Here is an 11,675-nt window from a genome sequence, read left to right on the forward strand (position 1 = left end):
TAGTCTGCCCGCTCGCGTATAACGGTGGGGGACGGCATCCAACCGAGCGCATACCTTTATGAATTCGTGTAGTCTGATAACGGATATGTTCGACTCGATCAAGTCGTGGCTCTCGAGCGACGACGGCGGCGACCATCCGCTCGACCGCCCGAAGGAGGACCACCAGGTGAAGCGGCGGGAAGCCGAGCAGGACCTCGAGGCCCTCCGCTCGGAGCGCGACGAACTGCGGGAGGAACTCGAGGCGAAGCGCGAGCAGTACGAGCAGGCGAAGGACGCGGGGAACGACGAGGAGGCGGACGACTACTTGCGCGACGCCGAGGCGGTCAAGAACCGGCTGGAGACGAAGCGGGGTCGCATCGACGAAGTCGCCCAGCAGCGCAACTTCGCCGCGAACATGGTCAACATCCACGAGATGCGCGCCAGTCACGACGACGAGTACTGGCGGCGTCTCAAGGAGATGGACGAGCGCGAGCTCACGCGGATGTTCAGCAAGCAGGAGATGGAGGTCGACGAGATGGTCGGGATGCTCGAGCGTGGCGGCGACCTGAGCGATCAGACGGTCGGTTCGTACCGGGAGAAGACGCAGGACATGCATCGGGCGTCCGACCTCGAGGAGAAGTGGCGCCAGGAGTCGACGGAGCCGTCGGTTTCGAGGGACCCGGACGCGATCTTCGAGGACATCGAGGAGACGTCGGACGAGCGATCGGGTGACGATCTCGAGATGACCTGACTGCCGAGAAATATTATATACTACACATATGCTAACATTTATTGTCTGGTGATATACTATTTTCCGGTATGGTACGACTGCGAGACTGGGTGCCGTACGTCAGCTCCCCGAGCGGCCTCGAAGCCATGAGCGTCCAAGACCTCGATCTCGAAGCCCGCGAGATGCAGGCGGACCTGAACGTCACCGAGAAGGAACTACAGAAACTCGACTCGAAATTCCGGAAGAAAATCAAGGAGGCCGCCGAAGCGCCCGGAACCCAACAGGAGCGCAAGAAGATGGAGGCCAAGCAGGTCAAGAAGAACTACCAGCAGCAGGAGGCGGCCTACCAGTCGACGCTGCAGGAGTACATGGCCTTGATGACGGTCAAGAACGCCAAAGAACGCCTCAACAACCAGAACAAGTCATCGCTGCGCGATATGACCCAACAGGAGTTCCAGGAGTTCAGTCAGGAAATCAAGTCACAGACCCTCGCGGAGAACCAGGAGAGGGAGCACATCCAGTCGATGAGCGAGACCATCGACAACGTACTCACCGCCGTCCGCGACGACTTCGGCGGGACCGAGGAGGACGAGGAACTCGATGCGCTCATCGATATGGCCAAACAGGACGACCAGTCCCTCGACGACATCTCGCTCGCAGACTCATCGCTGACCGAGGAGGAGTCAGACGTTGAGGACGGGATTCTCGAAGACCTCTAGCGCCCGCAACAAGCCCTCGAACGAGGGTGCCCGCTCGCGTACCAGTATCGGCCCCCGTCGACTCAGACTGCTCGATGTACCGCGACTCTGTTGGCGACCGCGAGACTGGGCCGTGCGAAAGACGATCGGGTCGACCGCCCGCCGTCGAGGTGCCTCTGCGGTTTCGTAGAACTCGGCGTCGACGATGGATGCGGCTAAACGCAACGCGAACTGCCGATTGTGGCGACAGTCGACTCGCACTGAACGACGACCACAGAGACAAACACCGAACGAGGATCACGAGTGGACCTGAACAACTACAAGGAGGAGATCCTGCAGAAGCAGTACTCCGAACTCCTCCAACAGGGCGACGAGGCGCGTAAGAACGGTGACAGAGCGAAGGCGGCGAAGGCGTTCCGGGAGGCGGCGGACCGGCGGAAGAAACTCGCCGACCTCCGGGGCGTCGATTACGAGGAGGAGATCGAGAAGTTGGAGCGGGCGGCAAAGAAACTCGATGACGGCGAATCACTCTCGACGTCGGTATCCGACGAGAACTCCGAATCGACGGGCGATGCCGGTCGAGCTGGTGGACGTGAAGAGGACGACACGGACTATCAGGCGCAGGTGGAGTCGTTCATCTCCCAGACGGACGTCACGTGGGACGACATCGGCGGTTTGGATGACGTCAAGTCCGAGCTGAAGCGGACGATCGCGCTCGGCGGCGTGACGGACAAACCGGACGCCGTCGCGGCGACCGACCGCGTCCTCCTCTTCGGGCCGCCTGGCACGGGAAAGACCCTCTTGGCGTCCGCGGTTGCGGGGTCGCTCGACGCGACGTTCTTCGACGTGAAGCTTGGCGGGTTGCTCTCGAAATACTTCGGCGAGACGAGCAAGCAGATCACCGCGCTGTTCGACCTCGCCGAGGAGATGAGCCCAAGCATCGTCTTCCTCGACGAAATCGACGCGCTCACGCAGTCTCGAGACTCGGACCTTGACGAGACGTCGCGACGGGTGCTCAACACCCTCCTCTCGGAGCTCGACGGCATCGACAAGAGCGGCGACGACTTCGTGATGGTGCTCGGCTCGACGAACACTCCGTGGGACCTCGATCAGGCGATTCGGCGTCGCTTCCCCCGACGCGTCCTTATTCCTCTCCCGGACGTCGAGGCGGCGAAGGAGATTGTGGCCATCCACACGGTCGACGGCGGCGTCACCTTCGAAGGAAGCCCGGAAGAGTTCCGGTTCTCGGACTCCCAGGGTTCGTTCGAGGGGCCGGTCGAGGCGATCGCCCAAGAGTGCGTCGAGCGTGGATACACGGGCAGCGACGTTGAGGCGGTCTGCCGGGCCGCTGTCAACTCGATGGTGTCGCGGACGAACTCCGACCTCGAGTCGATCGCGGACCGTGGGTTCGACGCGATTCAAGAGTACGAACTCGCCGTCGATGCGATCCGCCCGGCGGACGTCCGGACCGCATTCGAGCGGACGTCCGCGTCGCTCTCCGAGAGTGACGTTCGCCGGTTCGACGAATGGGATCGCGAGTTCGGTTCGGGGCACTGAACGCGACTGGAACGCTGCGCTGACACGCGCCGCTATTTTCTGCCACTATCCGCTCCTGGAGGGGCTTAGATGTGGTTCGCTGATCGATGTGCAGTCGCGTGATCCCTTGTGTTACGAAAATCGGAACATGGTTATATCACACGCTAACACGACCGGCCGTAATGACACAGATATATTTGTAAATATTATCTCGCAGTAACGTTCAAATATGATTATTCGAAATAGTTTCTGGTGAACGATGTCTCATCCCCGCCAAATCTGCCTGTGAGTGGCTTTCTGTGGTATCTGTCCCACCCACCTACATTGCCTTATCTACAAATAGTGTCGCGAACGGCGTGTGATACCATGGAGCCGGCGGGGACACAGTTATGCACCTGAACACTAGACAGAAAGACGATCCTGATGTCTCGGGGACTTCCGGTCCAATCAAAATACTACACTAATCCGTGGTTCGAGATTGATGAGTCGACGAACAACAAAGAGCTCGTTGAGGCACTCTCGGTTGGCGATGAGGTCAGGCTCACCGTTGATGCTGCTCGCTACGGTGACGAGACGGAGCGGATTGGCCAGCAGGTAGTCGTAGAGTGTACGACGATTAATCCGTCGTACGCGGTGCTGGGACACCTCCCCGACGAGATCATCGATGCAGTAGACGAAGACCGATTCGACTCCTTGCAGTGTACGGTCCTCGCTATCGACGGCCAGCCGATTGGGGACGAAGGGGACGGGGCCGACGCCGACGAAACCGCTGCCCGTCCGTCCACCGGAGAGGGCAGCGACGGCGTATCGGGTGCGTCCGACGAGGATGACATCCACCCCCGGAGTATCGAAGAGATCCATTCACGAGTCGAATCGGGACACACCCCGACAGACCGAGAGATGACTACTCTCCGACGAGCCATCGGCGGCACCTGGGAGACACGTACGCTGGCGATAGAGTGTCTCCTCCAAGTAGCGGCCATGTCTCCGTCGAGGGCCAGGGATCTCTATCCGGATGCCATTGAGGCCACGCTCGTAACGCGTGAATCGCGCGTGATTTCCCGCGCACTCCTGCACGAGCTAATCACCTACCGTGCCGGTGGCGTATCCACGCAGGTGATCGAGAGCGACTTACAGGACATCCTCGATCCGCTTATCGAGATGATTGAGGAAATCGCCGAAGAAACGCCGGGCGAAGACGACCGTGTTCCCACCGATGGTGCTACTGCGGTAGAGGTCGCACACCGACTCACGGAACGTCAATCACCGCTGTCCGGTGCGGAGTCGAGACTGATGGTCGATGCGCTGGCTGAGACCGTTACGAACCTCGTCGTCACTCGAGCACGCGACGTTGGCCGTGACCCACTCGAAGCGCTCAATGAACTCCGGAGCCGTCAATCGGACGAGGACCCACTCACGGCACAGATCACCGCCGAGGGGGTCGTCGACGGACAGCCGACCGACGACAAATCGGCGCAATCGTATACTAGGTCGCTCTACGACGGTATCGCGGCCACACGCCTCGCCCTCCTCGTGGAGAGAGAACCCGCTGACCTCCTCCGAGCCGAAGCGGTGATCACCGAACGGATCGGAGAGTGACGCCGAGCGGGTGAGACGCGATAGGGCGCTACTGCGGCTAGCGGGCGACTATCGCGGGCGTCTTCGCGCAGGGAGCTCACTCGTGTTCAGTCGCGACTTCCTCGAGCAGCCGGTCTATCCCCTTTCGCAACGGGAGGAGGCCCTGATGGTGGTTATCCTTCCGTGTGGCCAGCGCCTTCATTCCACATCCACGAGAGCAGAACTCTTGTGCGGCTCACTAGAACACGAAGCGGTCTGGGGACGGCTAAAGCTGTGGCCAGGCCCGACCAACCGCCGGAATCGAGTCAACGTCTCTCAGATCCCGCGGCATCGATATCAAGCGTCTGTCGATGCCGAGCCATGCCGAGCACGCACGGCCGATGATAGGTTTTTCACGATAGCAGACGGAACTGTGAGTAGATGGATCGCTCGACCGCAGAGGCGATGGCGGCGCAGGCCCGGGACGACCCGTCGCTTGCGGTTGATCAGTTGGAGCAGGCGGCGGCCGGGTTGCGGGCGGACGACCGGGACGTTCGCGCTCCCGCAGCTGTCACGTTCGCCGAGGTCGCTAAAGCCGACCCGAGTGCGGTCGTTCCGTACCTCGACGCGTTGTGCACTCGACTCGACGACGACGACCCGATTCGGAACCGCGCGATGAGTGCGTTCGCCCACGTCGCCGAGCGCGACCGGAGCGCCGTCGTCCCGTACGTGGCGTCGCTCGAACGGCGGCTCGACGATGAGTCCGCGTCGACTCGAAACCTCGCGGCGTACGCCTTCAAGGAAGTCTCGAAGGAGCATGCGGTCGAAATTGCCCCCTATATCGAGTCTCTTGCCGCTCGACTTGCCGACCGGAACGAGAGCACGCGCAACTTCGCGGCCTACGCGCTCAGTGAGCTCGCGGAGGAACGCCCCGAGCGGACGACGCCTGTCCTCGACGACCTCGCCACCGTTCTCGACGACTCGAGTGCGAACACGCGGAACTTCGCGACTGCCACGTTCCGGACGGTCTCCAAGGACGCACCGGCGGACGTTGCGCCCTATCTCGACGCGATTGCGGAGAGACTCCACGATTCGAACGACAGCACTCGGACCCTCGCGACGTATGTGTTCGCCGCGGTCGCCACGGAGCGTCCGGAGGCAGTCGTCGAACATCTCGACCGGGTCGTCGAACGACTCCACGAGAGCGAGTCGACCACCCGGAATTTCGCGGTGCACGCGATCCGGCGGGTCGCCAAGGACTACGGTGACCAGGTCGTTCCACACCTCGACACCGTTGCGCTTGTCCTCGACGATAGCCACGAGGAGACCCGAAACGCCGCCGTTACGATCTTCGAGCGGGCGTCCGAGTGCGACGTGAGCGCCGTCGCGCCGCACGTCGACGCTCTCGCAGCGCGCCTGCACGACTCGGAGACAGAAACGCGGAGCGCAGCGACGAACACCCTCCGGGGAGTCGCGAACGAGCGACCCGATGCGGTCGTCGCGCATTTGGACCGGCTCGCTGAGCGACTTCACGAGGAGAACGACGCGGTACGGTGCGCGTCCGCGGACGGCGTTCGGGCGATCGCCGCACACCGACCCGACGCCGTCGCCCCCTATACTGACCTCCTCAGTCGCCGCCTCGACGACGACGCGGACGTCCGCGAGGCCGTCGCCGACGCGCTGAACGCCGTCGCGGCGACCCACGGGGAGGCACTCGAGCCACATCTCGATGAGCTCGCCGCGCACCTCACCGACGGTCAAGCGGAGACCCGCGAAGCGACGCTCCGAATACTCGACCGACTGGCCGAGAGCGACGACGTCACCCTCCGTCCGCACATCGAAGCGATCGTCGGCTGCTTGGAACACGACGCCGTGGATGTTCGACGGTCCGCGACCGGCGTGCTCGTCGACGTCGCGGAGGAAACCCCGCAGGCGCTCGTCGCGCACCTCGACCCGATCACCGCCCGGCTCGGCGAGCCGAGTCGACATATGCGGAACTACGCCGCGTACGTCACCATGTACGTCGCGAAGGGGTTCGCTGAGGACGTCGCACCGTACGCCGACCGGCTCGCCGACTGCCTCAACGACGAGAGCGAGAACACGCGCCAGTTCGTCGTCGACGCTCTTCAGAACGTCGCGATCCATCACCCGGACGCGGTCGTCGAACACCTGGACGCGCTTGCGCAGCGGCTGTCCGACTCGAACGAGTACACCCGGAACAAGGCGACGGCGACGTTCGAAACGCTCGCACGGAGCCACCCGGACGCAGTCTGCTGGCACCTCAACGCGCTCGTCGAGCGACTGCACGACTCGGCGACACCGACTCGCCGCCGGGCGGCGAGCGCGTTCGCGACGCTCGCAGAGACGCGTCCCGCCGCGGTCGCGGAACATACTGACGCACTCGCAGCGTGTCTCGACGGCCCCGACGACGATACACGCGAGGCCGTTGTCGCCGCACTTCGCGAGGTCGCCAAGGCGCGCCCGCGTGCGGTCCTCCCGCATCGGCGTGCACTCGCCGAACGGCTCGCCACCGATGGCCCGTCCGTCCGCTCGAACGCCTTCGACGCGCTCGCCGCCCTCGCAGACGATAACCGAGACGCCCTCGTCCCCCACGCCGGTGCACTCGCCGCGTGTCTCGAGTACGACGGCATCCCCGAGTCGGCCGTGCGCGCGCTCCTTGAGCGACTCGCGGAGACGCACGGGGACGAGGTGCGTCGCGCCCTCGACTCCGCCGACCGCAACCCCTGCGCCGAGCGCGCACGCCGAATCGTCGATGCGGCCGCCGGACCAGACGCGGTCTGGGACGTTATCGCGGCCACGGCACCCGACGACGTCGTCGGCGTCGAGTGCGAATCGCTCGCCTTCGACACCCTGTCCAAGCGGGAGAAACTCGGCGAGGGCGGACAGGCGGTCGTCTTCCGGGCGAGCACCCCGGACGTCGACGAAGACGTCGTCCTGAAACATCCGCCGCTAACGAAGACGGTTACGGGCCGCGTCATCGAGCGCTTCGAGAACGAGGCGAGCACGCTCAGCGAACTCGACGACCACGACCACATCGTCTCGCTCGTCGACTGGGGGCGGACGCCGCATCCGTGGATCTCGATGGAGTACATGGACGGCGGGTCGCTCGCTGACCGTGACATCCCACTCGACGTCCCCGAAGCGGTGTTCGTCGCGGCGTCCGTCGCGGACGCGGTGTATCACGCACACCGCCACGGCGTCGTCCACCTCGACCTGAAGCCACAGAACGTCCTCTTCGAGGCGCGCTCCGATGGATGGGACGTCCCGAAGATATCCGACTGGGGGGAGTCCCGGACGCTGATCGACGCGTCGGAGAGAGCTCCCGGCTTCACGCCGCTCGTCGCCGCCCCCGAGCAAATCGACCCGGATGCGAGCGCTCCCCTAGACAATCGGACGGACGTCTATCAGGTCGGTGCCCTCCTCTACTACCTCCTGACCGGCCGCCAGCCGTCCGCGGACACCGGGCTGGACGTGAGCCAAACACCCTCTCTCACGGCCGACACCGGCCTTCGCGACGGACTCCACGAGGAGCTCGACAACGTCGTGCAGGGCGCGCTCGCGACGGATCGTGACGAACGCTACGAGTCCATCATCTACCTCCGCGACGCGCTCCGCGACCTCTAGGGCTCGGGGCGAGACGCGACAGGAGGCGGAGTCCGAGCGGGGAGCCGTTCGCAGGACGGGCGTGGACGGTCGCGGACCCGGCTTCGGCCCCGCCGAGCGCTACTCGTTCGAGCGCTCCAAGTAGTAGTTTCGGACGCGACGGGCGGCGTTCGCGATACGTCTCGCTTCGGGGGAATAATCGTCGTGTTTCTGCTCGGTGAGCGACTCGTGGGGATCGTCGGGCGTCACCTGTCGTAGTGCAGTCAGTCGCTTCTCCATGTCCTCGAGCAACGTCTGATAGCGCTCGCCACGGTCGTCAGCCGCTCGCATCATCTCGACGAGTTCTTTCATCTCGCTCTCCACCTCGTCGACGGGTCGGACGTCGCTGATCTTCTCCACGAGGTCGGCCTTGTAGGGAATCGCGGACGTCCCGCGTCGCGCGCGCTCGACCTCGACGTGCAGTTCGGTGCTGTACTGTTGGTCTCGTGACGTTCGCTCGACGTCGAGGTCCGCGATGTAGTTCCCGAGCCCGATGGTGCAGTCGCCCGTGAGCAGCGACGGCTCGCCGTCGGAGAGGTCGATTTCACCGAACGCGTTCCGCTGTACGGCGCCGTTCCCCGACCCGGCGTCGCGCACGTACAGCTGGTCGTCCTCGCGGTAGAACTCGACGTAGCCCGGTTCGCCCGCGTCGTCGAACTCGCGCGAGACGCCCGCGTCCTGCACGCCCAGCGGAATCACCTCCTCGCCCCGCTTCGCGACAACCTCGTACATGCGGCCGTGGTCGCAGAAGACCCGCACCGCCTCGTCCTCGACGGTCACGCTCGTCGTGGCCTCGGGATCAGCGGGGCTGATCGTCGCCTTCATCGACTCCGGCTATCCGCTCGGCTCACTTAATTATGTGGAGACATTCTCGTGGCGTCCCGCTCACGGCTGCGACCCAAGTCAACGACCTCTAGGGGACATCACCAACCGTTATTATAATCGAGAAGTATAGGCTGAACGTTGCGAATGAGTGTCCTTTTATCTGTGACTGTCGAGATCTTCATTAGCGCTGCAATTACATCTAAATTCGACAGAATATACATCTGGACTCGATCCAACGTCTCCAGTGAGGATTGGTCTGCTGTCCTATCCGGTCTGATTATCGGGATAATTTGCGCGCTGATGTCGTCCGCCTCTTTATTTACACTTTCGAGTATGGGTATAGATGTTAATTGGTTTTCTCTGGCTTATGGCCCCTGCTTAGGCCTGCTGCTTATGATGCTCTATCAGTGGTTCTCTGCCCCGACCGGTAATAAGGTAGACATAGCCATGAGTACGCAGGAAGCACCGATTTCAGACCAGAAAACGCCGAAAAACCCATCGGTGTCCAGTACAGAAATTCAATGCTATGAGTGTGCGAACTGTGGCACGGAGTTTGACCGGGATGACACGAACCGCGGTGACCTCTGCCCGGACTGCGAGAGCGGCTACTTAGCTGTCGACGGTGAAGAGGTGACGTTACGACATGACTGAGGAGACCGGCATCCCCAGAGAGATACCGGATCCAGCGACGATCACGCAGTCGCTTTCCGAGTTTGTAGACGACGCCGAGTTCAAGCGCTCAGAGCGCATCGGGGTCGGCGCGAAGAGTGAAGTGTACAAGAAGACACTCCCTGGAGAGGTCCCCGTCGCGATCAAACTCCCGAAGGAGGAGACAGTCGGGCAGTCACTCCCCCGTACACTCACCGAAGCCGAGAACTGGTCGACGTTCGCCGACGACCAGTACGTCGTCTCCCTGTTCGATTACGGCGTTAGCCATGGCCAGCCGTGGATTGCGATGGAGTACATGGACGGCGGGCATCTCGGTACCCGACTACAGCGTGGCGAAATCACCTCGTTGAAACACGTTCTCTGGATCGCCTACTGTATCGCGGCCGGACTCGACTCCGCACACGGGCGGGGGGTCGCACACCAAGACGTCAAGCCGAAGAACGTACTGTTTCAGACGGTTAGCGGGTCGTGGGATGTTCCGAAGGTTGGCGACTGGGGGACTGCAACGGTGCTGCTCGAACGGCACGAGACGATCGGCGACTACACCCCGTGGTACGCCGCCCCGGAGCAGCACACGGCGGACGTCGATCCGGAACTCCAGAAACGGATCGACGTGTACCAGCTCGGCATCATTATCTATATGCTACTCACCGGTGAGCATCCGTTCGGTCGGAGCACAGAAGTTGCTCTCACGGAGGAACCTGACCCACCGTCGCGTATCCGACCCGGTATTCCATCAGCAGTCGACTCACTCGTGATGAAGTGCTTACAGCGAAATCCAGAAGACCGGTTCCGTGACGTTCGTCCCATAATGCAGACCCTCGACGACTTCCTTGAGCAACTCGCTTGAGCTACCCACGACTTTAGTCGTGGTTTTCGCCCGAAAAATTCTATAAACACCATGTTGCTCGTGCACAGTTGCTATCGCGCCGTCTCAGGAGAGCGGTGGAACGAGGTTGGAGGCGTTGAGGAGGTCGCAGAGTCGCTCGCCGTCGACGAGTGTGACGTTCTCGGTCATCCGCTTGGCGCTCGTCTCCGCGTTCGATGTGAACTCGGAGCTCGTGACGACGTACACCGCGTCGGCGTCGAACTCCACGATGAGGCCGGCGGTCCGCTGTACCGTTTCGACGCCGACGCGGTTGTCGGGCGCATACTGTTTGGCCTGGATCAGCTCCGTGTCGCCGTTCGCCTCGACGACGACGTCGACGTTGTAGTCTTGGACGTACTTCGTCGGGCGGGCGTCGAAGCCACCGTCGGACCAGACATCGGCGACGAGCACCTCGAATTCTCGGTGTGAGCACGTCCGGAGGTCCCCGAGGGTCCACTCGGTATCCGTGACGGACGCGATGTCCTGCGCGATGTCGACGACGCGCTCGGCGTCGCGCGCCGCGACCGCCCGCTGGAGGCGCTCGTCAAGTGTCGACGCTGCGGTACCGAACTGCGGTTCGGGGACAGACTCGAGACGGGTCCGGAGGGCGTCGACACGCCGGACGAGCGCTGCGAGCGGAGCGAGGGCCTCCGCCGTCTCAAGTAGCGCCGCGTGCCCGTCCCGCAGGTCACCCCGTGCGAACGCGCCGGCCGCGGTGTCGAGCGCGTCGACGGCGGTTTCGAGCGAAACATCCGGATAGCGTTCGGCGAGGTCGCCGGCGAGCGCGGCGAACGCGAGGAGGTCGTCGCAGTAGTCGAGGTGGGACGCGCGACGACCTCCATCGAGCGTCTCGTCGTTCGCGACTGTGACGAGTCGCTCGCGCACGTCGTCGAACGGCGCGATTCCCGGGGCGTGATCCTGCAGTCCGTCGAGGCGTTCGACGCGCGCCCGGAAGAGCGGTTCGCGACTCGCGCCGACCGCTCGCCGCGGCGTCGTGTCGGCGAGCGCCGCCTCGAAGAACGGGGCGAGAGAGACGGCGGGCCGCGCGTCCGGGTGATCTCCGTACTCGGCCGCCAGCGTCTCGACGGCGGTCGAGACTGAGTCGAACATTCACGCCCCGATATACGTTCCACGTAGTAAAGGTTCGTCG

General features: G+C 63.2%; 9 protein-coding genes. 7 read left to right on the top strand and 2 right to left on the bottom strand.

Features of this window, described 5'->3' with window-relative positions:
- Positions 1-85 precede the first annotated feature (85 nt).
- The 5 genes from EFA46_RS15165 (at position 86) to EFA46_RS15185 (ending at position 8,145) form a co-directional block, all read left to right on the top strand.
- Entirely contained in the window at positions 86-730 is a 645-nt protein-coding gene (locus EFA46_RS15165; RefSeq protein WP_123079074.1) for a hypothetical protein, read from the top strand.
- A 68-nt stretch (positions 731-798) separates the two neighbouring features.
- The gene (locus EFA46_RS15170; protein ID WP_148040734.1) at positions 799-1,428 is read left to right on the top strand and encodes a hypothetical protein; all 630 of its coding nucleotides are present in this window, start codon (positions 799-801) and stop codon (positions 1,426-1,428) included.
- Positions 1,429-1,710: 282 nt separating this feature from the next.
- Positions 1,711-2,964 carry an AAA family ATPase gene (locus EFA46_RS15175; protein WP_123079078.1) on the top strand — a complete coding sequence of 418 codons (1,254 nt, stop codon included), beginning with the start codon at positions 1,711-1,713 and terminating at the stop codon, positions 2,962-2,964.
- Between the two features lie 402 nt (positions 2,965-3,366).
- A complete protein-coding gene (locus EFA46_RS15180; RefSeq protein ID WP_123079080.1) occupies positions 3,367-4,542 on the top strand; it encodes a hypothetical protein in 1,176 nt (391 codons plus the stop codon).
- Between the two features lie 399 nt (positions 4,543-4,941).
- Entirely contained in the window at positions 4,942-8,145 is a 3,204-nt protein-coding gene (locus EFA46_RS15185) for a sister chromatid cohesion protein PDS5 (RefSeq protein ID WP_123079082.1), read from the top strand.
- A gap of 99 nt (positions 8,146-8,244) precedes the next feature.
- On the opposite strand, the gene EFA46_RS15190 is transcribed toward EFA46_RS15185, so the two are convergent.
- Positions 8,245-8,988, bottom strand: a complete 744-nt coding sequence (locus EFA46_RS15190) for a hypothetical protein (protein ID WP_123079084.1) — start codon at positions 8,986-8,988, stop codon at positions 8,245-8,247.
- Positions 8,989-9,150: 162 nt separating this feature from the next.
- Here EFA46_RS15190 and EFA46_RS15195 point away from each other — a divergent pair, with 162 nt between their 5' ends.
- Together EFA46_RS15195 and EFA46_RS15200 are read left to right on the top strand one after the other, a co-directional pair.
- The gene (locus tag EFA46_RS15195) at positions 9,151-9,639 is read left to right on the top strand and encodes a hypothetical protein (RefSeq protein ID WP_148040735.1); all 489 of its coding nucleotides are present in this window, start codon (positions 9,151-9,153) and stop codon (positions 9,637-9,639) included.
- Positions 9,632-10,507, top strand: coding sequence for a serine/threonine-protein kinase (locus tag EFA46_RS15200; protein ID WP_123079086.1), 876 nt, complete (start codon positions 9,632-9,634; stop codon positions 10,505-10,507). Before EFA46_RS15195 ends, EFA46_RS15200 begins: the two co-directional genes overlap by 8 nt.
- Positions 10,508-10,591: 84 nt before the next feature.
- Here EFA46_RS15200 and EFA46_RS15205 read toward each other — a convergent pair whose 3' ends face one another.
- Positions 10,592-11,635 carry a restriction endonuclease gene (locus EFA46_RS15205; RefSeq protein WP_123079088.1) on the bottom strand — a complete coding sequence of 348 codons (1,044 nt, stop codon included), beginning with the start codon at positions 11,633-11,635 and terminating at the stop codon, positions 10,592-10,594.
- Positions 11,636-11,675 lie beyond the last annotated feature (40 nt).

Origin of the sequence: Halarchaeum sp. CBA1220 (assembly GCF_003721175.2) — an archaeon.
In the GTDB taxonomy this organism is placed as follows: Archaea; Halobacteriota; Halobacteria; order Halobacteriales; family Halobacteriaceae; genus Halarchaeum; species Halarchaeum grantii.

Coding starts and splice junctions, on each gene's coding strand:
- EFA46_RS15165 (WP_123079074.1), top strand. CDS start 86: ATGTTCGACTCGATCAAGTCGTGGCTCTCGAGCGACGACGGCGGCGAC.
- EFA46_RS15170 (WP_148040734.1), top strand. CDS start 799: ATGGTACGACTGCGAGACTGGGTGCCGTACGTCAGCTCCCCGAGCGGC.
- EFA46_RS15180 (WP_123079080.1), top strand. CDS start 3,367: ATGTCTCGGGGACTTCCGGTCCAATCAAAATACTACACTAATCCGTGG.
- EFA46_RS15185 (WP_123079082.1), top strand. CDS start 4,942: ATGGATCGCTCGACCGCAGAGGCGATGGCGGCGCAGGCCCGGGACGAC.
- EFA46_RS15190 (WP_123079084.1), bottom strand. CDS start 8,988: ATGAAGGCGACGATCAGCCCCGCTGATCCCGAGGCCACGACGAGCGTG.
- EFA46_RS15200 (WP_123079086.1), top strand. CDS start 9,632: ATGACTGAGGAGACCGGCATCCCCAGAGAGATACCGGATCCAGCGACG.
- EFA46_RS15205 (WP_123079088.1), bottom strand. CDS start 11,635: ATGTTCGACTCAGTCTCGACCGCCGTCGAGACGCTGGCGGCCGAGTAC.